This is a genomic window from Streptomyces alboniger, assembly GCF_008704395.1.
GTDB classification, from domain to species: domain Bacteria; phylum Actinomycetota; class Actinomycetes; order Streptomycetales; family Streptomycetaceae; genus Streptomyces; species Streptomyces alboniger.
The window spans coordinates 1,052,597-1,076,288 of sequence record NZ_CP023695.1; the positions used below are offsets into that span (position 1 = coordinate 1,052,597).

The window sequence follows — 23,692 nt, forward strand, 5'->3', positions numbered from 1 at the left end:
ACGGGCTGAGGACACGGCGTCTACCTGCGGGAACGTCGCGTCGGAGGGTGACTGTCAGTGGTCGGGTGCAGACTGACGAGTACCTGAGACAACGACGTCGCGGAGGTGGCCGCCATGGCCGATGTACTGCTGACCGTAGGCACGCGCAAGGGCCTGTTCATCGGCCGAAGGCGCGCCGGCGCCTGGGAGTTCGACGACAGCCCGTACTTCAACGCGCAGGCGGTGTATTCCGTCGCCATCGACACCCGGGGCCCCGCCCCCCACCTCCTCGTGGGCGGAGACAGCGCGCACTGGGGCCCCTCCGTCTTCCACTCCGACGACCTCGGCCGGAATTGGACGGAGCCCGCGAAGCCCGCCGTGAAGTTCCCCAAGGACACCGGGGCGTCGCTGGAGCGGGTGTGGCAGCTGCACCCCTCGGCCGCCGAGCCGGACGTGGTGTACGCGGGCACGGAGCCCGCCGCGCTGTACCGCTCGGAGGACCGCGGCGAGAGCTTCGCGCTCGTACGTCCGCTGTGGGAGCACCCCACCCGCTCCCAGTGGATGCCGGGCGGCGGCGGGGAGGGCCTGCACACCGTGCTGACCGACGCCCGCGACGCCGGCGCGGTGACGGTCGCGGTGTCCGCCGCCGGGGTGTTCCGCACCCTGGACGGCGGCACGAGCTGGGCCCCTTCGAACAAGGGCGTCTCCGCGGTGTTCCTCCCGGACCCGAAACCGGAGTTCGGCCAGTGCGTGCACAAGGTCGCGCGGGACGCGGCCGATCCGGACCGGCTGTATCTACAGAACCACTGGGGGGTGTACCGCAGCGACGACGCGGGCGCGCACTGGACGGACATCGGCGGCGGCCTGCCCTCCGACTTCGGCTTCGCGGTGGTCGCGCACCCCCACCGGGCCGACACGGCGTACGTCTTCCCGATCACCGCGGACAGCGACCGGGTCCCCGCCGACCACCGCTGCCGCGTCTACCGCACGGCCGACGCGGGCAAGAGCTGGGAGCCACTGAGCGCGGGCCTGCCCCAGGAGGACCACTACGGCACGGTGCTGCGCGACGCCATGTGCAGCGACGACAACGACCCGGCGGGCCTCTACTTCGGCAATCGCAACGGCGAGGTGTACGCCTCGGCGGACGACGGCGACAGCTGGCGGCTGCTCGCCTCGCACCTGCCGGACGTGCTCTGCGTGCGGGCGGCGGCCATCGATTGATCGGCGCGCGCGTTACGGCAGTAGGGTGACGCCGTGGCACCACGACCCTTGCATGAAATCGTCGAATCCGGCTGGGCCAAGGCCCTGGAGCCGGTGGCCGAACGGATCGCCGGGATGGGCGACTTCCTGCGCGCGGAGATCGCCGCGGGACGCACCTACCTCCCCGCGGGAGCGAACGTGCTGCGCGCGTTCCAGCAGCCCTTCGACGACGTCCGCGTCCTGATCGTCGGCCAGGACCCCTACCCCACGCCCGGCCACGCGGTGGGGCTGTCGTTCTCGGTCGCGCCCGACGTGCGGCCACTGCCCGGCAGCCTCCTCAACATCTACCGCGAGCTGAACACGGACCTGGGCCTGCCCCCGCCGTCCAACGGCGACCTCACCCCCTGGACCCAGCAGGGTGTCCTGCTCCTCAACAGAGCGCTCACCACGGCCCCGCGCAAACCCGCGGCGCACCGCGGCAAGGGCTGGGAAGAGGTCACCGAGCAGGCGATCCGGGCGCTGGCCGCGCGCGGGAAGCCGCTGGTGTCGATCCTGTGGGGGCGTGACGCGCGCAATCTGCGGCCGCTGCTCGGGCAGTTGCCGTCGGTGGAGTCCTCGCACCCCTCCCCCATGTCGGCGGACCGCGGCTTCTTCGGCTCGCGCCCCTTCAGCCGGGCCAACGACCTGCTGGTGCGGCAGGGGGCGGAGCCGGTGGACTGGCGGCTGCCGTGACCGGCCCGGCGTGGGTGCTGGGCGTGGACTCGGGGGGCTCCGGGCTGCGGGCCGCCCTCGCCCCGCCGGACGGCACGCCCCGCCGGGACCCGGCGCACTCCAAGGGGCCTGTGCACTCCGTGGAACCCGTGCGCTCCACGGACCCGGTGCGCACCGGGTCGCGCGGCATCGACGCCGGGCACTTCATGGAGCGGTTGCTGCCCATGGCACGGACGCTGCTGGAGCGGGCGGGCGGCGGGCGGATCACGGCTGTCGCGGTCGGCGCCGCGGGGATGGCGGCCCTCGGTGAGGACCTGCGCGCCGAGCTGCCGTCCGCGCTCCGGGAGACCTTGGGCGTACGGCGCCTGGCGCTCGCGGCGGACGCCGTCACCGCCTACGCGGGCGCGCTCGGGGAGCGCCCGGGAGCGGTCGTCGCCGCGGGCACCGGGATGATCGCGATCGGCACCGACCTCACCGCCTGGCGGCGCGCCGACGGCTGGGGCCACCTGCTCGGGGACTGCGGCGGCGGGGCCTGGATCGGCCGCGCGGGGCTCGAAGCGGCGATGCGGGCGCACGACGGCAGGCGGGGCGGCTCCCCGGTGCTCCTCGCACGCGCAGAGAGGATGTTCGGCCCCCTGGCGGGCCTGCCGGGCCAGCTCTACCCCCGCGCGGACCGGCCCGCGGTCCTCGCCTCCTTCGCGCCCGAAGTGGCCCGCTGCGCGGCGGACGACGCCGTGGCGTGCGGCATCCTGCGGGACGCGGCCCGCCACATCGCCGAGGCCGCTGCGGCGGTCTGCCCGGCGGCCGGGGCAGGTGAAGTCGCCTTCACGGGCGGCCTGTTCAAGCTGGGCGAGCCGCTGCTCGCCCCACTGCGCGAGGAACTGGCCGGCCAACTGCCGTACGCGCGAACGGTTCCCGCGGTCGGCGACCCGCTGGACGGCGCCCTGCGCATAGCGGTCGAAATCGCCCGGGGCGGGCTGCGGCTGCCGCTCGACGCGCGCATGCTCTCCGTCCATCAGGAAGGCGACAGTTGACCTCTACGTAATTCATCAGACAAAAACGGACTTATACCGCCCACCTGCACCCTCCCCGAACAGGGAGGTCCCGCAAGCCAGTAGCATGCGGGCGCATGAGCTCCTCCACTGGGCCCGCATCCGGCCTGCCCGTACGAATGCCGCGCCCCCGTCAGCCGGGCCGGCACCGCCGTCCGGAGCCCGTCGCGGCTCCTGAGGGCGCGCCCGCACTGGTCCTCGCCGTGCCGGGCGCCCCCAGCACCACCACGCGCAGCCTCGCCGAGGAAGTCGTGAGCATCGCCCGCTCCGAGCTGCCCGGCCTCGACGCCAGAATCGGTTACGTCGACGGTGAGGAGGATGCCACCGTCACGTCCTTCCCCGAGTTCCCCTCGCTCCAGTCCGTGCTCGCGCACGCGTCCGCCGAGCGTGCCGCCCGCGTCGAGCGGGCGCGGGCCGCCGGTGCCGAGGTGGCCGAGCCCGACGGTCCCGTCGCGGTCGTCGTACCGCTCCTCGCGGGCCCCGACAGCGCGCTGATGCGCCGCATCCGGCAAGCCGTCGTGGAGAGCCGCGCCGCCGCCGAGCTGACCGACGTGCTCGGCCCGCACCCGCTGCTCGCCGAGGCCCTGCACGTGCGCCTCTCGGAGGCCGGGCTCGCCCGCGCCGACCGCGCCCGCCTGTTCACCGTGGCCACCGCGGCGGACGGCATCGTCCTCGCCACGGTCGGCGGCGAGGAGGCCGTCCAGGCCGCCGGGATCACCGGCATGCTGCTCGCCGCGCGCCTCGCGGTGCCGGTGATGGCCGCCGCGCTCGACCAGGAGGGCTCCATCGCGGCGATCGCGGAGCAGCTGCGCGGCTCGGGCTCGGCCCAGCTGGCGCTCGCCCCGTACCTGATCGGCCCCGAGCTCGACCCGGGTCTGCTCGACGTGGCCGCGAAGGACGCGGGCTGCTCGGTCGCCGAGCCGCTCGGCCCCTACCCGGCCATCGGCAAGCTGGCGCTCTCCAAGTACACGACGACGCTCGGCATCACCCCGCAGCAGCCGTCGGGCACGCCGGTGCACTGAGCCCCGCGCACGTACGCCGATGGGCCCGCCCCGATGTGGGGGCGGGCCCATCGGCGTACGCACCGGAGGGGCCGCCTCAGTTGAAGATCACGCAGGAGGCGGCCGGTGCCTCGATCGAGCCGGACTTGCGGGGGATACCCGTAGCGGCGTCGATCGTGAACCAGGTGACGTCGCCGGACCGCTCGTTGGCGGCGTACAGTCGCCGCCCCGAGGGGTCGATGGCCAGGTCGCGCGGCCAGTGCCCGCCGCACGGCACCGTGGCCGTCAGCCGCGGCGCCTCGCCCGCCTCGTCGAGCGCGAGGACCGAGATGAGGTCCGCGCCGCGCGTGGCGGCCCACAGGAAGCGCCCGTCGGGCGCGATGACGACCTCCGAGGGGTAGACGTCGCCGTCCGGGACGTCGACGAGGACGGACACCTCGCCGAGCGGCTTGAGCGTGCCGCCCTCGGCGTCCCAGGCGCAGACGGTGAGCGTGGGGGTCAGCTCGTTGAGGACGTACGCGCGGTCGCCGCGCGGGTGGAAGACCAGGTGCCGCGGCCCCGAGCCGGGACGCAGCGCCACCTCGCGGTGCAGCGTGAGCCCGTTCTCCCCGAGGGCGCACACGCGTACGGAGTCCGTGCCGAGGTCGACGCTGACGGCCCAGCGGCCGCTCGGGTCGGCGAGGACCTGATGGGCGTGCGGGCCCTGCTGGCGGTGCGGGTGCGGCCCGGAGCCCGTGTGCCGCAGCTCGCCCGCCGGGGCGGCGAGGCTGCCGTCGGCGCGCAGCGGGACGGCGGTGACGCTGCCCGAGCGGTAGTTGGCGGTGAGGACGTGGCCGTCGTACAGGGCGAGGTGGGTGGGCGCCGAGCCGACCGGCACGGGGCGGCCGGCGAGCTGCGGCTTGTCCCCTTCGAGCCGGTACGCGGCGAGGGCGCCGTCGGAGGTCTCGCTCACCGCGTAGAGCGTGTCGCCGGTGGGCGAGAGGGCGAGGTAGGACGGGTCGGCGACCGCGTCGGTGGCGCCGAGGACGGTGAGCGCTCCGGTGTCCTCGTCGACGGCCGCGGTGAGGACACCGAGGCCTCCCGCGGCGGTGAAGGATCCGATGTACGCCCGTCCGGCGTGCTTGCCGTCGCCCACTGCTGTCCCCTCTCGGCCGGGGCGCCGCGTCCCTGGCGCCGCCCGTGCGGCCGACGCTAGCAGGCGGTCTAGACCAGGCGGTCTCCCCCGCGCCGGTCGGACCGCCGTACCGGCCCGCCTGCTTGCACGTGTCACAGGTCACGCGGGCGCCGGGCGGCCGGCCGGAACAACGCGGTGTGGTCCGCCGTTCTTACCCATGTGGCTGCGGAGGGGACAGTGTCCCCGGGCCTCACCTATAGCCCATGGGGACGATCGTTCGGCTGAAGCCCCATGGAGCCTTTCGCCGAGAGGCGACCGCCCTCCGCACGTCACCATCGACGACCCCGGCTGGTCTCCCCCGTCCAGCCGGGGTCTTCTCATGTCCGGCGGGGCGTCCGGGTCCGGCGCGACGTCCGGGTCCGGCGCGATGTCCGGGTCCGGCGGGGCGTCGCCGGCTCTCAGGCCCCGATCAGCGGCGTGCGGGTGGGGCTGTGCAGGGGGTCGGCAAGCTCCGCGAGCGCCTTCTCCAGGCCGTGCAGGTGGGCCAGCGCGGGTTCGGCCACGGCACCGTGCGGCACGGTGGCGGGCCCGAGCGCCCGGCCGCGCGCGCCCTCCGCCGGGGCCGTCAGCGCCTCCACTGCGGCCTCCACCCGCCAGCAGGCGGCGGCGAGGCGGTCGTCGTGGGAGGCCTCGGGGTCGGCGGCGATGGAGGCCAGGCCGCGGACCTGGCGGGCGCAGTCGTCGAGCAGCAGGAGCACCTGGCGCGCGCGTTCCTTGCGGGCGCGCAGCGGGCTGAGCGGGTGGACGAGCGGCGCGAGCGAGAGCCGTACCTTCCCGAGGAGCTGTTCCAGTTCGGCGACGCGCGGCGCCGGGTCGGCCGACTCGGACCCGGCGAGGCGTGCGGCGGCCTCCGCCGTGCAGGCGTGCACGCACCGCAGGGCCCGCTGGATCCAGGCGTTGGTGGTGGCGTGGGTGGTGACGGGCAGGACGAGGAGCACCGCGAGGGCGGCCCCGAGCGCCCCGACTCCGGTCTCGGCGACGCGCAGGGCGAGGAGGGCCGGGTTCAGCACGCCGAGCAGGCCGTAGAGGACCCCGGCCATCACCGTGACGGCGAGCATCATCCACGTATAGGAGACGGCAGCCGTGTAGAAGATCCCGAAGACGCTGAGGGCGACGATGATCGCCGAGGGGACGGGCGCGCCGTTCAGCGGGACCGCGACGACGAGGCCGAGGGCGATGCCGAGCACGGTCCCGAGCACCCTGCGGAAGCCGCGGACGAGGGTCTCGCCACTGGACGCGGTGTTCACGAAGACCCACCAGGTGGCGCCGACGGCCCAGTACCACCGCTCGTCGGACAGCACCTGGCCGACGGCGAGCGCGAAGGCGCCGCCGGTGACCGCCTGGATCGCCTGGCGCGTGGTGGTCCGGGCGAGGCCGGTCCCGGCGGGCGCCGCGGGAAGGACGGGGGGCGGCAGCCGGCGTTCGTAGCACCACGCGCCGAACCGCACGGCCGACGAGGCGCACAGTGACAGCAGTACGGCGGCGTACAGCTCGGGGAGCTGCGCGGGGACGGTGTGCAGGAACTGCGTCGCGAAGAACATCATGAACGCGAACACGCCGAGCGAGTGCCCGCGCGGTCCCCACCGCCGCGCGTAGACCCCGGCACCCATCACGGCCAGGAACGCGGCATCCCGCGCGACGGGGACGTCGTGCAGAGCGGCGGCGAGAGCGAGTACCGGAAAGCCGACGGCCGGCAGCAGCGCGGTGGTGGCCGCCTGCGCCCGCACGGTCGAGTCGGTCACCGTGAACAGGGCGAGCAGCGCGGCGAGACCGCCGGTGATCGCGGCCACCAGCGAATGACCGAGCAGACCGCACACGGCCACGGCCAGCGCGATGCCGAGGACGGCCCGCGACGCGAAACGCAACCGCGCCCGCCCCGGATCCGGCGCCACGAACACCCTCTTCAGCACAGCTCTTCCGCCCCTTTCGGTTGTCGCTCGGTACGCCCGCGATATGTCCGCATGAAAAAGGCGCCACGGGGATCCGCAGCGCCATCGACAGACCCATCAGACCATTAACCCACCACCCGGCTCAACCGAAGCCCCTTGAGGTGGGCCAATGGCTCAGTCAACGCGCCACTGGCGTCGGTGGCGCCAGGCCAACGGATCACAGCGTCCGGGGCCCGGCGGGGGCCTCCGTCTCGCGGGTGGTCTTCGTCCAGCCGGTCCGGCCGCGCAGCATGCGGAAGAGCGCGCGCCAGGCGCAGAGGAAGGAGAGGTAGTTCATGAGGACGAAGGAGTGGCCGAGGAGGAGGGCTCTGGCCGGGCCCACCTCTTTGTCGCGCCGCAGGTAGGTGAAGGACGTGGCGAGCGCGGGCGCGAAGGTGAGGAGGTACCAGGCGAGGAGGTTGGCCGGCCACTTGAGCCAGGTGGCGTTGAAGGCCGAGGCCCGTCTGCCGCGCAGGACCAGGACGTTGGGGCTGCGGAGGAACCAGATGAGGCAGTACTGGAAGAGCAGGGACCAGGGGAGGTCGAGGACCCAGGGGACGAGGAGGTAGGCGGCCATCTCCAGGGCGGCGAGGTGGCGCATGCGGGGCGCCCGCCAGATCTCGCCCATGCGGGTGATCGCGGTCATGTGGCCCTGGTACCAGCGGGTGCGCTGGCGGATGAGGCGCCGCAGGTCGCTCACCCCTTGCTGGTCCACGGAGGCGTGGGCGGTCGTGCGCAGCCGCCAGCCGCGCACGGCCAGGCTGATGGCCAGGTCCAGGTCCTCGGTCAGCGACTGGGACCACGGGCGCTCGCCCAGGGCGTCCAGCGCCGTCAGGCGGGTGAACTGGCCGTTGCCGCCGAGGCTGACGGTGGAGGTGAGGTTGCGGCCGAACTGGGTGACGGCGGCCATCGCCCAGAACTGGTAGTCCTGGAACCAGGTCAGGAAGTTGCCGCGGCGGTTGCGGATGCGTACGCCCAGCTGTACGCCGCCGACCCGGGCGTCGTCGAAGAGCGGCAGGATGTGCCGCAGCGCCCGGTCGGAGAGGCGGCCGTCGGCGTCCATGACGCAGACGATCGTCTCCGCGGGGTCCTGGCCGCGGGCCGCGACGCGCTCGCGGATCAGCCGGATGCCGTGGTTGAGCGCCTCACCCTTGCCCTGGCGGGCGTCGGGAGGCTCCCGGCGCAGCACCGTCGCCTCCCCCTCCCGGCCGGCCGCCCGCGCCTCCTCCCCCGCCTGCCGGGCGACCTCGCCGGTGGCGTCGTCCGAGCCGTCGTCGATCACCACGACGGTGGTACGGGGTCCGAGCAGCCCGGTGACGGTGGTGCCGATCACCGACTCCTCGTTGAGGCAGGGGACCAGGACGTAGAGATGACGGCGGTCGCGTCGCCCCGCGTGCGGGCTGCCGTAGGCGGTGTCGCCCTGGACCCGTAACGCGGCTTTCTGGCGCCGCAGTTCGAGCAGCCCGGCGCCCATGGCGAGGGCCAGGTAGCCCGCGGACATGCCGATGACGGTGTAGCCGATGGTGTCAACGGCCTTGAGCAGAGCGCGTCTCACCGGTGGACCTCCCACTTCCGCCGCTGCCGGTGTCCCGGTGCCGGCACCTGCCGATGCCCGCCCGCCGGCACCGCCACGGGAACGGCGGGCAGTGGCTCTCCACGGGCGGGCGGCAGCGGTTCGTTACCGGTCTCCCGGGCCGGTGCCGGGCGCCCTATTCCGGTCAGCCTGCGCTGCGTCTCCCGCCCCAGGACGAAGCCGACGGGCACCACCGACGCGCCGATCAGCGCCAGCAGGGCGCCTCTGCCGGGCCCCGTGCCGCCCATGGCACGGGCCGCCGCCATACCGCCCACCAGCGGCCAGGTGAATCCCGTGTACATCGTGCGGCGGCACCTCCGGGCAGCAGGGAGCACGTCATGTGCGGAGCGTGGGAGCCGGTTCACTCTCGCTCAGAAAACCGCCGGTGACCAGACCCCGATGCGGAACGAATACGACATCGGCAGTTAGTTTCACGCCGACTCCGGAGGAACCGGACTCCGTTATCCGCCAGGCACAGCAGGGAATTTCCGCCCAGGAAATGCGCATGCGGCACCGATCCGGCCATTCACCCGGGAACCACCATTGCACGACGCACACACAGGGAGTTAGCTTCAGCAGCGGCCCTCGCCCCGACCCCGCGAGAGGCCAGTATCCCTTTCAACTTCCGCGCCCTTTCCCGATCTTCCGCACTACTAAGTGAGGGACGGTGATCCAGTGCGCCACCATTCCCTGTTCGACGCCATCGAAATAGTGTTCTAATTTCCGGCGCGACGGATGGAGATAAGAGAACGTTGAATGTCCGACAGCGCATCGCAATGGTCGTGGGCACCCGCCCGGAAGCCATCAAACTCGCGCCGGTGGTCCAGGAGTTGAGCCGACAGGACTGGGCGGAGCCGGTCGTGGTCACCACCGGGCAGCACGGCGAGGTGGTCCGCGAAACCCTCGCCTGCTTCGGGTTGCGCGCCCAGGTCGAGCTGACCCTGCCGCCCGGCGGCACCTCGGTCACCGACCTGACCGCCGGGCTGCTGAGCGGGCTCGGCACCCAGTTGCGGTCCTCGGCCGCCGACGCGGTCATGGTGCAGGGCGACACCTCGTCGGCGCTGGCCGGCGCCTTGGCCGGGTTCTTCGCCCGCCTTCCCGTCGTCCACGTGGAGGCGGGGCTGCGCTCAGGGGACCTGCGCAGCCCGTTCCCCGAGGAAGCCCACCGCCGGATGATCGCCGAGCTGAGCGATCTCCATCTGGCGCCCACCCACACCGCGCACCGGAACCTGCTCGCCGAGAGCATGGCACCGGATCGGATCGTGGTGACCGGAAATACCGTCATCGACGCGGTGATCGCGGCGAGCCGACGGCCCGTCAAGGGCCGAGATCCGCTGGTGCGCGGAATCGAGCTGTCCGGGGCGCCGCTCGTCCTGGTCACCGCGCACCGCAGGGAGAACTGGGGGGAACCCATCCGCCGGATCGGCAGGGCCGTGGCCGATATCGGCCGTCGGTATCCGGAAGTGGTGTTCGTAGTGGCCGCGCACATGAACCCCTCCGTCCGGTCCGCACTTGAGCATTCATTGCGCGGGCTGCCCAATGTCCACCTTCCCGGGCCGATTCCGTACGGCTCCTTCGCCCGGTTACTGGCACGTTCGGCGCTCGCCATTACCGACTCCGGCGGGATACAGGAAGAGGCGGCCGCGTTCGGTGTTCCGGTTCTGGTGACCCGCGATCACACCGAACGTACCGAAGGGATTGATTCCGGTCTGGCCAGGCTGGTGGGTACCGAGGAATCCGAGATCGTGGCGGCCGCGGAAAAGGAATTCGCCCGGGAGGGCGTTCTTTCGGGCGGCGCCATTCGGCCACGCACCACGCCGCGCGGAAATCCGTACGGCGACGGGCGGGCCGCGGCCCGCTGCGCGGCGGCCTGCGGCTGGCTGCTCGGCGCCCGGCCCCGGCCCGACGACCTTCCGAAGGACACCGAGGAGCAGCTGTGAGCACACCCCAGCAGATGGCGGACGGAACGATCGCGACGGTGGCGGGCACCGGCCGGGCCGAGTCCGCGGGCGACGGCGGGCCCGCGGTCGACGCCCGCATCAACACGCCCTTCGGGGTGGCGGCCGACCGGAGAGGCACGCTGTACATCACTGAGCGGGGCAGCCGACGGATACGCAAGGTCAGCTCCGACGGCACCATATCGGCCTTCGCGGGGACCGGGCAACCCGGGTACTCCGGGGACGGCGGCCCGGCCACCGCCGCCCAGATCAACGGCCCCAGCCAGCTCTCGGTGGACGACTCCGGGACCGTCTACTTCGCGGACACGCTCAACCACCGGGTCCGCAGGATCACCCCGGACGGGAGCATCAGCACCGTCGCGGGCACCGGGCAGGCCGGGCACGACGGCGACGGCGGCCCGGCCGCCAAGGCGCGGCTCAGCCATCCGATGTCGGTCGTGACGGACGGGGCGGGGAACATCTTCATCGGGGAGTTCTCGGGCCACCGCGTCCGCAAGGTCACCCCGGACGGGATCATCCGTACGGTGGCGGGCACCGGGCAGGCCGGCTACTCCGGGGACGGCGGCCCGGCCACCAAGGCGCAGCTCAACTTCCACGAGGGCATCGCGCTGGGCCGGGACGGCAGCCTCTACATCGCCGACCGCGAGAACCACCGCGTCCGCAAGGTCGCCGCCGACGGCACCATCACCACCGTCGCGGGAACAGGACAGGCCGGTTACGACTCCGACGGGCAGCCGGCGGTCCGGGCCAAGCTCAACATGCCCCTCGCGGTGGCGGTGGACGAGGACGGCAATCTCTACATCGCCGACCTCGCCAACCAGCGCGTCCGCAAGGTCACCCCGGACGGGATCATCCACACCGTCGCGGGCAACGGCCTCGGCGGCTACGACTCCGATGGCGGCCCGGCCCACGAGACGAAGCTGTACCAGCCCAACGCCCTGGCCCTGGACGCGGCCGGGAACCTGTACATCAGCGACCGCGGCAACCACCGCGTCCGCATGGTGGCCAGGGCGGGCGCCGAGATGCCGCTGAAGCCGTACGAGGCGGACCTGTACGGGAAGGCGGTGGCCCCGCACACGGTCCAGCGCGGCCAGGAGTTCGACCTGGGCGCGTACGTCGAGAGTCGCCTAGGGGGTGCCGACGGCGCGAAGGTGACCGTCGTGCTGACGCTCGCAGACGGTCTCGTCGACGCGACCGGCACCTCGGGGCGGCGGCTCAGCCGCACCTTCCCCGGCACCTCCCTCGTCCCGTACTCGGGGATTCGCGCGCCGGGGCCGACGTCCTACTCGCTGAACGGGGTGTTCCGCGTCACCGCCCCCCGGACCACCCCGCCGGGCACGTACGTATCGACGCTGGAGATCCAGTACGCCGGTGAACTCAACCTCAAGGACAACGTCTTCACGCTCCCCGTGGCGGTCGTCGTGCCGTCCCTCGTACAGGACGAGACGGCCCTGGAGATCCGGCAGGAGACCGTGCCCGAGGTGGCTGCCGGTCAGGGGGCGAAGTTCAACGTCATCCTCAACTCGCCCACGGGGCAGCCGGTCAACCCCGGTGTCATCGCCCAGCGGTTCACCGCGCCCACCGGCTTCGTCTTCACCGGCCAGCCGTCCTACGGCTACTACGACACCGTCCACGGCGTGATCACCGGCAACCTCGTCCACCGCATCGAGGACGACGGCCGGACGCTGATCGTCACCGACAACCCGCACGTCAACACCACGACCAGCGACACCGGGCCACTCGTCTACACCATCGGCGTGCGGGCCCTCCCGGGCGCCCACCCCGGCACCGTCGCCGACGGCAGCGCCAGCGTCGGCAAACACGTCCCCGTCCAGCTGTCCGCGAAGGTCACCGGACCCGTCGGGGACGAGACCCCGCTGCGCTACGCACAGGAGAGCGTGCCCGAGCTGGAGCCCGGCGGGAGCACCACCTTCAACATCGAGATCCGCTCGCTGGACAACCAGCCGGTCAACCCCGGCACCTTCCCCCAGCGGTTCACCGCGCCCACTGGATTCGCCTTCGACCCCGGTGCCTCGTACGGCTATTACTACGTCAAGCCCGCCGTCACCGGGAACCTCTCCACCCGCGTCGAGGACGGCGGCAAGACCCTGGTCGTCGAGTCCAACCCGCACCTCAACACGGGCACGACGGACACGACCGCGCTTCTGTACACCCTCTCGCTGCGCGCGCTCCCCGACGCCGGGCCCGGCACGTACGACGACGGAAGGATCAGCGTCGGCCGCTTGGCGCCGACGCCCATCACGGCACGCGTCAAGTAGCAGACGAGGAGCACCAGTCATGGCCACCCCGCCCGGCGACGGACAGGCCGCCGTCGGACGGCTCATCCCGATGTCCCCATCCGCGCACGTCCGCTGATCTCAGACAGGAGTGCTCTCATGACCACCTCCACCAGCACCGGAACCGGTCCGCAGCCCGCGGGCCTGATGGAAGGCGCCATCGCGACGGTCGCGGGCAACGGCGTGGCCGGGTTCATGTCCGACGGCGGGCCGGGGGCGCTGACCCGGCTCTACCACCCGATGGGGGTGGCCGTGGACAAGAACGGCAATCTCTTCATCGCCGACCGGTACAACCACCGGATCCGCAAGGTCACCCCCAACGGCAACATCACCACCGTCGCGGGCGACGGCACCGCCGGATACATCTCCGACGGCGGACCCGCGGTCGCCACCCGGCTCCACTACCCCGCGGACGTGGCCGTGGACGACGCGGGCAATCTCTTCATCGCGGACACCAACAACCACCGCGTCCGCAAGGTCACCCCCAACGGCAACATCACGACCGTGGCGGGCAACGGCGAGGCCGGATACGTGTCCGACGGCGGACCCGCCATCGCCACCAGGCTTCACTACCCCCACGCGCTGACCGTGGACCGCGCCGGAAACCTCTACATCGCCGACCACCACAACCACCGGATCCGCAAGGTCACCCCCAACGGCAACATCACGACCGTGGCGGGCAACGGCACCGCCGGATACGTCTCCGACGGCGGACCGGCGATCTCGACACGGCTCTACCACCCCATGGGGCTGGTCGTGGACGCGGAAGGAAACCTGTACATCGCCGACCGGTACAACCACCGGATCCGCAAGGTCACCCCCAACGGCATCATCACCACGGTGGCGGGCAACGGCACCGCCGGATACATCTCCGACGGCGGGCCCGCGATCGGCACCCGGCTCCACTACCCCTGGGGGCTGGCGCTCGACGAGGCCGGCAGCCTCTACATCGGCGACGGGCACAACCACCGCATCCGCAAGGTCACTTCGGACGGGATCATCACGACCGTGGCGGGCAACGGCACCGCCGGGTACGTGGACGACGGCGGCCCCGCCGCGGGCACCCGCCTGTACCACCCCTGGGGGATAGCGCTGGACCGGTCCGGCAACCTCTACATCGCCGACAGCCACAACCATCGGGTCCGGGGCGTCACGGCCGTCGCCCAGATGACCCCGCCGCCCCCGCCCGCCGCCGACCTGTACGGCGAGGTCGTCAGCCCCTACCGGGTGCAGCGCGGCCAGGAGTTCGACCTCGGCGCCCGGATCCGCAACCGCGGCCCCAACTCCGCCGACGGACGGTACGTGACCGTCGTACTGACCCTCGCCGACGGCCTGGAAGGTGGGCCCGGCACCACGGGCCGACGGCTCACCCGCACCTTCACCGGGCAGCAGCTGGCGGCCCACCAGAGCGCTTTGGACGGGGTGTTCCGGATCAGCGCACCGGAGAGCACTCCTCCGGGCACGTACACCTCCACACTGGAGATCCAGTACGGCGGCGACCTCAACCTGAAGGACAACGCCTTCGTCCTCCCCGTGACCGTCGTCGTACCCGCCCCCATAGCGGACGAGACGGCGCTGACGATCTTCCAGGACACCATCCCCGACGTCGCGCCGGGCCAGTCCACCGCCTTCAACCTGAAGTACACCGCGCCAGCGGGCCAGCCGGTCAACCCCGGCACGATCACCCAGCGCTTCGCCGCCCCCAGCGGCTTCATCTTCACCGGCCAGCCCACCTACGCGTACTACGAGACCATCCACGGAGTCATCTCCGGGAATCTCAGCCACCGCATCGAGGACGGCGGGCGCACGCTGCTCATCACGGCCAACCCGCACCTCAACACCACCACCAGCGACACCGGTTCACTCATCTACACCATCCCGGTACAAGCCCGGGCCGACGCCGCCCCCGGACGGTACGACAACGGTTCGGCCAGCGTCGGCAGGCACACACCCGTCCAGCTCTCCGGAAAGATCACCGGCAGCGCACAGAACGAGACCGCCCTGCGCGTGGTGCAGGAATCCATCCCCGAAGCCGCACCGGGCCAGACCACCACCTTCAACCTGGAGATCCGCTCCCTCAACAACCAGCCGGTCAACCCCGGCACCATCGAGCAGCGCTTCACCGCCCCCACCGGCTTCGCCTTCACCGGCGGCGCCTCCTACGGCTACTACTTCGTCACCCCGTACGTGACAGGCAATCTGGAGACCCGGCTGGAGGACGGCGGCAAGACCCTCGTCATCTCCTCCAACCCGCACCTCAACACCGGGACCACCGACAAGACCGCCCTGATCTACACCCTCGGCATCCGCGCACTGCCCGACGCCGAATCCGGCACCCGGCCGGCCGACGGACAGGCCGTCATCGGACGGCTGGCTCCCGTACCGCTGAGCGCCCACGTCCTGTGAGGTGAACTCGTGGCGGCCGCCCCGGTGTTGGCCGGGACGGCCGCCGCTCCCCCGTTTCCCCCTTCCCCCGTGTTCCCCCGTGTTCCCCCGTGTCCCCCGTGTCTGTGGTCGCGTCGTGAGACGTCGTGTGAGTGTCAGGGCTTGGCCGCGTCGGCCGCCTCGCAGTGGTAGAGGGTCGGCGAGCGACGGTCGCCGTCGTCACCGGCGCCACGGCCGCCGTACGTTTTCGGATCGACCTCGGCGCAGGCCGACCTGACCCAGGAGCCGATCCTCGACCTCTTCGCGCCGTCCTCGGTGACCAGCGCGAACCTGACGTCACCGGCGGCTATGAGTTCCTGGTACTCGGCGAGAGACAAGGCGTCGCCGCCGTGCATGGCGGCGACGGGCAGGACGGGCACCGCCTCGGCGTAGATGTACGGGGCCGCGAACATCGTCTTCTCGGCGGACATGGTGTATTCGGCGTCGCCGTTGTGCTTCTGGACGTAGGCGAGGAGCTTGCTTTCCTCGGCGGTCAGCGAGGTGCGCGTGTCCTGGGTCGTGGTCACAAGTCCTGCGCCGTCGCCCGTACCAGCGCCACCGCCCGTACCAGTGCCGTCACCCGCGCCGCTCGCACTGCCCGCGTCGCTCGGACTGCCGACGACCCTCCCGGGCCCCGCCCCCGCGCCCTCGGGAGGCGGACCGGCTGACGCGTCGAACGCGGACCCCGCATACCGCTCGTTCAGCACGGACAGGGACCACGCCGTCGGCGCGGCGAACATGGCCACGCACCCGGCAAGCAGCCCGACGAGCCCGGCCCTGCGGACGTTCCCCCGCGGGAAGCCGAGGGCCAGGACGGCGATGAGCGTGGCCACCACGAGCGCGGGGATGAGCCAGGGCGCGAAACTCGTGTAGTCGTAGGCCAGATACACCGTCCAGCAGGCTTCGGTGGCGATGACCGCGGGCAGCACCCAGGACCGTCGGCCACCGGGCGAGGCTCGGTACGCGCGCCACAGGGCGACGGTCCCGGCGGCGGACAGGGCGGCGAGCGGGGGCGCGAGGATGGCCAGGTAGGCGGTGTGGAAGAGGTTGCCGATGGCGCTGAGCACGAAGGCCGCGGTGACCAGCCATACGCCCCACATCAGAAAGCCCGCGCGGGCCGGATGGGTGCGGGCCGCCCCGCGGTACTTCGCCAGCCCCATGGCGAGGGCGATCACGGCGAGCGGATACAGCCAGCCGATCTGGGGTGCCAGAGGCTCGCGCACCAGCTTGAGCCAGAGGGCGGCATCGGAGAGCTTCGGAGGCTCACGGGTGCCGTCAGATGCCCCGCCGGAAGGCGCGCCGGACGGTTGGGCCGTGGACGGCTGCCGTCCGGCGCCTCCCTTCTCTGCGTCCCCCTTCTGGCCGCTCCCGGGCTGCCCCGGCCCGCTGCTCGCGGGCGGGGCCGTCGGTGCGCTCCCCGCACCGTTCTTGTCGCCGGCGTCGCCGGCGTTCCCGCGTCCGTCGCCGGGCACCGTGCGCCCGGACGCGGGCGCGCCGCCTTCGATCAGTCCGGCATGCAGACGGTTGAAGCCGTTGTAGCCGAAGACCATCGCGACGGCGCTGTTGTTGGTCGAGCCGTCCACGTAGGGCCGGTCGTCCTCTGGAGTGAAGGTCAGCAGGGCCACCCACGACAGCGACACCGCGAAGAGCACCACGCCCGCCGCCGCGAGCCTGCCAAGGCGCCGCCCGAGCCGCGCCGGGGCCGCCACGAGGTAGCCGACGAAGAAGGCGGGGACGACGATCCAGGCCTCCATCATCTTCGTCTGGAAGCCGAGGCCGACCCACAGGGCGCTCAGCAGCAGCGGCCGGAGCCGGGCGGTGTCGACCGCCTTCTGGTACTGGTCGGCAGCCAGCACGAGGCACATGATGAGCGAGCCGTCCATCATCGCGTGGCCGAACATCGAGGCCGCGACGGGCGTGACCGTCAGCAGGCCCGCGGCGAGCAGCCCGGCGGCGGGCCCCCGCCAGCGGCGCACCACCCGGTACATCACCAGCACGGAGACCACGCCCATGACGCACTGCGGCAGCGTCAGGGCCCAGTCGTGGAAGCCGAGGACCCGCGCCGACAGGGCCTGCGGCCACAGGAAGCCGCCGATCTTGTCCATGGTGAGGGTCGCCGCCGGATCGACTGTGGTGAACAGGAACGCCTTCCAGCTCTCGGACATACTGCGGGCGGCCAGCGAGTAGTAAGGGGCGAGCCCGCTGCTGGTGATGTTCCAGGCGTAGAGCAGGGCCGCGAGGGCGGCGATCCCGAGGAGTCCGGGCCTCGCCCAGCGCGGCTGGTCGGGCGGCGAGCGCCAGAACCGCCCCCGGCGCGGCGTTGGCGGGCCAACCGAGGGCGCAGTCGTGCTCGACGTACTGGTCAGAGACGTCATGGTCGCAGCTGGCTCCTTGTTCCCGGGCGTGGCCGCCAAGTGGTCGACGTCTCGCTTCTACCGGTGCGGGATTGTCCGGCGCCGGGGGCCGGGCACCGGACAACAAGCGCCGGACAACGCTCCACGAGCCGGACGGCTCGCACCGGCCGTGTCAGCGCGCGCACGCCCGGCGGGGCGACTGCTGGTAGGGATCGTGCAGATAGCGGGCGCGTTCCTGCGGACTGAGGTCCCTGCGCAGGGACCGGCAGATCCTGCTGATCGCCTCGTCGGCACTGAGGAGCACGTTCCACAGCCGCAGCGCGCCGTCGTCGCCGCCGCTGGCGACGGTGCGGCCGTCCGGGCTGAACGCCACCGTCCGCACCGGGCCGGCGTGCCCGGGCAGCACGGCCTTCTGCATGCTGGTGGACGCGTCCCACAGGCGTACCGTCCCTTCGCGGCCGCTGCTGGCCACCGTGCGGCCGTCGGGGCTGAAGTCCACCGTCTCGGCGCCGCGCCGGACTCCGGTCAGCTCGCCGCGGGCCCGTCCCGACTCCGCGTCCCACAGCCGCACGATGCCGTCGTCGCTGCCGCCGGCCACGGTGTACCCGGCCGGGGCGAACGACACCGAGCGGATGGGGGAGCCGCCCCCGCCGCGGACGCTCCGGGCCCTGCCGGTGCCCGTATCCCACAGGCGCAGGGTCCCGTCGAGCCCCCCGCTGGCGAGAATGCGACCGTCGGGGCTGAACGCGACGGACCCCACGCCTCCTTGATGGCCCGTCAGCACTTTTCGCCGCCTGCCGGTAGCGGTGTCCCAGAGCCGTACGGTCCCGTCGCTTCCCGCGCCGGCGACGGTACGGCCGTCCGGGGAGAACGCGACGGACAGCACACCGCCCCGATGGCCGGTCAGTACGTCCTGTTGCTCACCGCTGGCCGTGTCCCACAGCCGTACGGTCCCGTCGCCTCCCGCACCGGCGACCGTGCCGCCGTCCGGGCCGAACGCCACCGACCGCACGGGCCCCTCGTGACCGTCGAGTGTGGCGCGCGGCCTGCCGGTCGCCGCGTCCCGCAGCCGTATCGTGCCGTCGTCCCCGCCGTCCGCGACCCTGCGGCCGTCCGGGCTGAACGCCACCGAGTTCACCGCCCCCCGGGGCCCGGACACCGTGATGCGCGCCTTGCCGGTGGCCACGGCCCACAGTCGGACGGTCCCGTCGCGGCGGCCGCCGACGATCGTGCTGCCGTCCCTGCTGAACGCCACGGACCGCACGCCGCCCCCCGGCCCGCTCAGCACGGCACGCCGTGCCCCGCTCGCCGCGTCCCACAGCCGTACGGTCCCGTCGCGGCCGCCGCTGACGACCGTGCGCCCGTCGGGGCTGAACGCCACCGACTCGACGTCACGGCCGTGTCCGGTCAGCGTGAGGCCGTCCTCGCCGGTCGTCCGGTTCCACAGTTTCACCGAGCCGTCGTGGCCCGCGGTGGCGGCGGTGCGGCCGTCCGGGCTGAACGCCACTGATTTCACCGCCCCCTCGTGTCCGTCGAGCGCGGTGCGTGTCCCGCCGGTGCGCGTGTTCCAGAGCCGGACGCCTCCGCCCTCGCCCGCGCCGGCGACCGTGCCGCCGTCCGGGCTGAACGCGACTGACAGCACCGCGCCCTGATGCCCCGTCAGCGGCTTGCGCAGTTCGCCGGTCACCGTGTTCCAGAGGCGTACGGTGCCGTTGCGTCCACCGCTCGCCACCGTGCGGCCGTCCGGGCTGAACGCCACCGACCGCACCATGCCCTGATGCTCCGCCAGCAAGGCTCGCTGTTGGCCTGTTCGCGTGTCCCACAGCCGTACGGTCCCGTCGCGGCCGCCGCTCACCACCGTGCGGCCGTCGGGGCTCAACGCCACCGAGTGCACCGCCCCCTCGTGCCCCTCGAGTGTGATGCGCGCGCTGCTGGTGGCCGTGTTCCACAGCCGTACCGTGCCGTCCTGGCCGCCGCTCGCCACCGTGCGGCCGTCCGTGCTGATGGCCACCGACCCCACTTCCCCCTTGTGGCCGGTGAGCCTCTGCTGGAGAGGGCGCGAGGCCGCGGCCAGGAGACTGGTAGTGGCCTCGGCGGTGGGGCGGATGCGGTAGGCGTAGACGGCCAGGAGCGAGGCCAGGTCGGACTCGTCGGCGAGCAGGACGGACGCCTGGGCGGCAAGCTCCCGCGACAGGGCGCTGCGCTGTTCGGCGACGGCCTCGCGCCGGTGGCTCTCGCTGGTCCGGTACTGGTCCCAGGCGATCAGGCCCGCCACGAGCGCGATGACCAGCAGCACGGACAGGGTGACGGTGAGCCGGCGCAGACGCCGCGTGGTGCGGACCGCGGCGCGCCGCTCGCGGTCGCGGGCCGAGGTGCTCGCGGCCAGGAAGTCCCGCTCCAGTGCGCTCAGGGCGCCCTCGGGCGTGGCGGAATACTCCTCGGCCGCCGCCAGCCGTGTGCCGCGGTACAGCGCCCCCGGGTCGCGGCCCTCGCGGTCCCAGGCGGTGGCCGCCTCGCTCAGCCTCTGGTGCAGCAGCAGTCCCGCCCGGTCCTCGTCGATCCAGTGCCGCAGCCGCGGCCAGGCGTGCAGCAACGCCTCGTGGGTGAGTTCGACGGTGTCGGTGTCCAGCGTGATCAGGCGGGCGCGAGCCAGCGCGTCGACGACCGCCCCGACGCACGCCCGGTCCTCGCCGAGGGAGTCCAGGTCGGCACGGGGCAGGCGGCGTCCGGTGGCGTCCGCGTCCTCGCCGATCGCGACGAGGCGCAGCAGGACGGTGCGGGCCAGGCGGCGCTGTTCGCCGGTGAGCCCGGCGTGGACCGCCTCGGCCGTCTGGGCGAGGGCGTGCCGGATGCCGCCCGCGGCCTCGTACCCGGACAGGGTGAGGGCGCTGCCGCGTCGACGGCGCCAGGTCTCGCGCAGCGCGTGGGAGACCAGCGGCAGCACCGTGGCCCGGCCGGTGGCGTCGGCGATCACGCGGGCGAGGAGCGCCCCCTCCACGGTGCAGTCCGCGCGGGCGGCGGGCCGGCTGATCGCCCGGCGCAGTTCGTCGGTCGTCATCGGCCCCACGAGCAACTGGGCGTCGCGCAGCGCCTGGACGAGGTCGGGGTACTGGGCGCAGCGCGCGTAGAAGTCGGCCCGCACGCCGAGGACGACGCGGGTCCGGCTGTTGGCCGCCTGGGCCGCGGTGAGCAGGGCGGTGATGAACCGGGTGCGTTCCGCGGCGTCGGCGCAGAGGGTGAACACCTCCTCGAACTGGTCGACGACCAGGAGGAGTTCGGCGTCGGGCGGCCGGTCGGCCAGCGCTTTGAGCACGGTCAGATGCAGGGCCCGGGGGTCCGCCGCCAGCTCCCGGCGCAGGGCGGTGGCCGAGTCCGCGCCGACGGCGGCGAGCCGGGCGGCGCACTCCTCCAGGGGGTGGGCGCCGGCCGCGAACAGGACGGTGGTCCACTCGGCGTGGGGCCCTTCGCGCAGGCGCGGCAGCAGGCCCGCCCGCAGCAGCGAGGACTTTCCCGCCCCCGAGGCGCCGAACACGGCGAGGAAGCGGCGCTCGCGGATCCGGCGGACCAGGTCGTCGGTCAGCTGCTCCCGCCCGAAGAACCAGGCGGCGTCCTCCTGCTGGAACGCGGCGAGCCCCACATAGGGTCCGCGGCGCTCGCCGTCACCGGCGGCCGGGGCCTCGTCGGCTGCCTCGTCGGCGGCGAGCCGGGCGCTGAGCGCGTGCCAGCGCGCCTCCCAGGCGGTCGCGTCCCCGCCGCAGGCCCGGACGTAGGCGAGGGTGACCGGCAGGCTCGGCAGTCTGCGGCCGCCCGCCGCGTCGGCCAGCGTCGTCGACGAGTAGTGGGCGTCGCGCGCCAGCTGGCGGTACGGCGGGCCGCCCGCCTTCTCCCGCAGCTTGCGCAGGTCGGCCGCGAACGCGGTCAGCTCGCTCCCGTCGTCCTCCAGCGGACGCTCTCCGCGCGGCACAGCTACCACCCCCGGCCCACCGTGGCTCCGAACGTCATTGTCCGCGCCGGTCGGCGGGGCTCGCGCCACCTGATCCGGACAACGGTCGAGGCGATTCCTGCGAGGTTGCCGCTCGATATGGGGGTAGACAGTGTTACTCGGCGGTGAGGTGATGTAGCGATGAGAGGAGACGCCATGGCATCGGACGACGCTGGGGCCGAGGAGGAGGGTGAGCGCCTGCTCGACGGGCTGCGGGTGGACGAGGCCCGGCCGGAGCGTCCGGTGCTGCTCGACGAGCAGGGCGAGCCGTTGCGGACCTGGCAGGAGAACTACCCCTACCGGGAGAAGATGCGGCGGAAGACCTACGAGCGCCGGAAGCGTTTCCTCCAGATCGAGCTGCTGAAGTTGCAGAAGACGGTCCGCGAGCAGGGGCAGCGCATCGTGGTCGTCTGCGAGGGGCGGGACGCCGCGGGCAAGGGCGGCACCATCAAGCGCTTCACCGAACGCCTCAACCCGCGAGGCGCTCGCGTCGTGGCCCTGGACAAGCCCACCGAGCGCGAGGCGGGCCAGTGGTACTTCCAGCGTTACGTGGCGCAGCTCCCGTCGGCCGGGGAGATCGTCTTCTTCGACCGCTCCTGGTACAACCGCGCCGGCGTCGAGCCCGTGATGGGCTTCTGCACCCCGCAGGAGCACCGGCAGTTCCTCCAGCAGGCCCCGCTGTTCGAGAAGATGCTCACCGACGACGGGATCGTGCTGATCAAGTTCTGGCTCTCCGTCTCGCAGGCGGAGCAGCGTACGCGCTTCGCGATCCGTCAGGTGGATCCCGTACGGCAGTGGAAGCTGTCCCCGACGGACCTGGCCTCGCTCGACCTCTGGGACGCGTACACCAAGGCCAAGGTGGAGATGTTCCGGGCGACGGACACGGTTCACGCCCCGTGGTCGGTGATCAAGTTCAACGACAAGCGCCGGGGGCGTCTTGAGGCGATCCGGCACCTGTTGCTGCGTATGGACTACGAGGCGAAGGACAAGGACGCCGTGGGCGAGGCGGATCCGCTGATCATCGGCCCGGCCGACACGCTTCTGGAAGCGGGTGAGGACCCCACGGACCTGTCCCCCAGCAGGATCGCCCACTACGAGCAGGGGCCGGGCCAGCATCCCTGACGCGCCGCTCGGCCCCGGCGGGCGTCACGGCGCGTGCGCCGGGATCCGGCGGTGGACGTCCTCCAGCAGGTTCCGCATGGCGGCGCGGAAGATCTCGGCCTGATGGTCGCCGGTGAAGGAGGTGTGGCCGAAGACTTCGAGGACCACGAGGCCGTGCAGATGTCCCCACGCGCTCAGGAGCAGCGTGGTCGCGGATGGCGGCAGGTCCCCCAGGCCGTCAGGGGGCAGCTGTTCCAGGTGTGCCCGGAGTGCGGGCGAGAGCGCGGGGGTGTCGGCCGCTGCGAGCTGCGCCGTGGTGAACCCGGCGAACATCTCGCGTTCGAAGATCGTGCTCATCCGGCGCATGGCCCGGGTCGTCGGGCCGTCGGCGGGCGCCTCGTACTCCCGCAGTGGCGTGCCGTAGAGGAGCTGGAAGTGCTCGGGGTGGGCGATGGCCCATCGGCGGTAGCCCTCGGCCGCGACGACCAGGCGCGGCGGGTCCGCGCCGTCCGCAGCGGTGTCGACGGCCGTCTGCACGGCGTCGGCCAGGTCGTCGTACGCCTTGGTGATGAGCGCCGTGACGAGGGCGTCCCGGTTCGGGAAGTAGTGGTAGAGGGCCTGGACGGTCATGCCGAGGCTGCGGGCGACGGCGCGCAGGGACAGAGCCGCGGGCCCGTGTGCGGTGATGTGCTGCTCGGCGGCGTCCAGGATCTCCTGAGTGGCTGCGGCCCTTCGGCGCTGGCGCAGGGTGGGCGGGGCGGCGGCTTCTCGGTCGGCGAGCATGCGGCGACGGTACGACGGTAACGCCCGCACCGCCAGGGCCAGTTGCCTGCCGTGAAGAAAATCTGACACTGCCAAATCTTCCGTGTCCTCACTAGCGTCACTCGCGGCGGCGAAGCGTGCGACCCCCGTTTCATCCGCCTTCATCCGTAGGAAACGCGGGGACACCAAAGGAGAA

General features: G+C 72.7%; 15 protein-coding genes. 8 read left to right on the forward strand and 7 right to left on the reverse strand.

What is annotated here, in order from left to right; all coding sequences use genetic code 11:
- The first annotated feature begins 114 nt into the window (after positions 1-114).
- From CP975_RS04425 to CP975_RS04440, 4 genes are all read left to right on the forward strand, one after another.
- The gene (locus tag CP975_RS04425; protein ID WP_055532438.1) at positions 115-1,200 is read left to right on the forward strand and encodes a WD40/YVTN/BNR-like repeat-containing protein; all 1,086 of its coding nucleotides are present in this window, start codon (positions 115-117) and stop codon (positions 1,198-1,200) included.
- Between the two features lie 33 nt (positions 1,201-1,233).
- On the forward strand, positions 1,234-1,911 hold the full coding sequence (locus tag CP975_RS04430) for a uracil-DNA glycosylase (RefSeq protein WP_030776658.1): 678 nt from the start codon (positions 1,234-1,236) through the stop codon (positions 1,909-1,911).
- Positions 1,908-2,924, forward strand: a complete 1,017-nt coding sequence (locus tag CP975_RS04435; RefSeq protein WP_055532439.1) for an N-acetylglucosamine kinase — start codon at positions 1,908-1,910, stop codon at positions 2,922-2,924. The genes CP975_RS04430 and CP975_RS04435 overlap by 4 nt, the downstream gene beginning before the upstream one ends.
- A 95-nt stretch (positions 2,925-3,019) precedes the next feature.
- Positions 3,020-3,964: a sirohydrochlorin chelatase gene (locus tag CP975_RS04440; protein ID WP_150476593.1), complete on the forward strand. Its 945-nt coding sequence runs from the start codon at positions 3,020-3,022 to the stop codon at positions 3,962-3,964.
- Between the two features lie 76 nt (positions 3,965-4,040).
- Here CP975_RS04440 and CP975_RS04445 read toward each other — a convergent pair whose 3' ends face one another.
- The 4 genes from CP975_RS04445 to CP975_RS04460 form a co-directional block, all read right to left on the reverse strand.
- The gene (locus CP975_RS04445; protein WP_055532441.1) at positions 4,041-5,078 is read right to left on the reverse strand and encodes a lactonase family protein; all 1,038 of its coding nucleotides are present in this window, start codon (positions 5,076-5,078) and stop codon (positions 4,041-4,043) included.
- A 437-nt stretch (positions 5,079-5,515) separates the two neighbouring features.
- A complete protein-coding gene (locus CP975_RS04450) occupies positions 5,516-7,027 on the reverse strand; it encodes an FUSC family protein (RefSeq protein ID WP_055532442.1) in 1,512 nt (503 codons plus the stop codon).
- A gap of 196 nt (positions 7,028-7,223) precedes the next feature.
- A complete protein-coding gene (locus CP975_RS04455; protein ID WP_055532444.1) occupies positions 7,224-8,600 on the reverse strand; it encodes a glycosyltransferase family 2 protein in 1,377 nt (458 codons plus the stop codon).
- Positions 8,597-8,920, reverse strand: a complete 324-nt coding sequence (locus CP975_RS04460; protein WP_055532446.1) for a hypothetical protein — start codon at positions 8,918-8,920, stop codon at positions 8,597-8,599. The genes CP975_RS04455 and CP975_RS04460 overlap by 4 nt, the downstream gene beginning before the upstream one ends.
- A gap of 474 nt (positions 8,921-9,394) precedes the next feature.
- Here CP975_RS04460 and wecB point away from each other — a divergent pair, with 474 nt between their 5' ends.
- The 3 genes from wecB (at position 9,395) to CP975_RS04475 (ending at position 15,279) form a co-directional block, all read left to right on the forward strand.
- Positions 9,395-10,558, forward strand: a complete 1,164-nt coding sequence (gene wecB / locus CP975_RS04465; protein WP_055532448.1) for a non-hydrolyzing UDP-N-acetylglucosamine 2-epimerase — start codon at positions 9,395-9,397, stop codon at positions 10,556-10,558.
- Positions 10,555-12,855, forward strand: a complete 2,301-nt coding sequence (locus CP975_RS04470; protein ID WP_246201396.1) for an NHL repeat-containing protein — start codon at positions 10,555-10,557, stop codon at positions 12,853-12,855. Before wecB ends, CP975_RS04470 begins: the two co-directional genes overlap by 4 nt.
- 117 nt (positions 12,856-12,972) lie before the next feature.
- The gene (locus CP975_RS04475; protein ID WP_150476594.1) at positions 12,973-15,279 is read left to right on the forward strand and encodes an NHL repeat-containing protein; all 2,307 of its coding nucleotides are present in this window, start codon (positions 12,973-12,975) and stop codon (positions 15,277-15,279) included.
- A gap of 134 nt (positions 15,280-15,413) precedes the next feature.
- Here the strand turns inward: CP975_RS04475 and CP975_RS35365 are convergent, their stop codons facing one another.
- Complete coding sequence (locus CP975_RS35365) at positions 15,414-17,672, reverse strand: ArnT family glycosyltransferase (RefSeq protein WP_208835536.1); 2,259 nt, start codon at positions 17,670-17,672, stop codon at positions 15,414-15,416.
- Between the two features lie 151 nt (positions 17,673-17,823).
- Complete coding sequence (locus tag CP975_RS04485) at positions 17,824-21,615, reverse strand: WD40 repeat domain-containing protein (RefSeq protein WP_055536136.1); 3,792 nt, start codon at positions 21,613-21,615, stop codon at positions 17,824-17,826.
- Positions 21,616-21,789: 174 nt separating this feature from the next.
- Here CP975_RS04485 and ppk2 point away from each other — a divergent pair, with 174 nt between their 5' ends.
- Positions 21,790-22,755 carry a polyphosphate kinase 2 gene (gene ppk2, locus CP975_RS04490; RefSeq protein WP_055536137.1) on the forward strand — a complete coding sequence of 322 codons (966 nt, stop codon included), beginning with the start codon at positions 21,790-21,792 and terminating at the stop codon, positions 22,753-22,755.
- 24 nt (positions 22,756-22,779) lie between these two features.
- On the opposite strand, the gene CP975_RS04495 is transcribed toward ppk2, so the two are convergent.
- Complete coding sequence (locus CP975_RS04495) at positions 22,780-23,517, reverse strand: TetR/AcrR family transcriptional regulator (protein ID WP_055536138.1); 738 nt, start codon at positions 23,515-23,517, stop codon at positions 22,780-22,782.
- Between the last annotated feature and the right edge of the window lie 175 nt (positions 23,518-23,692).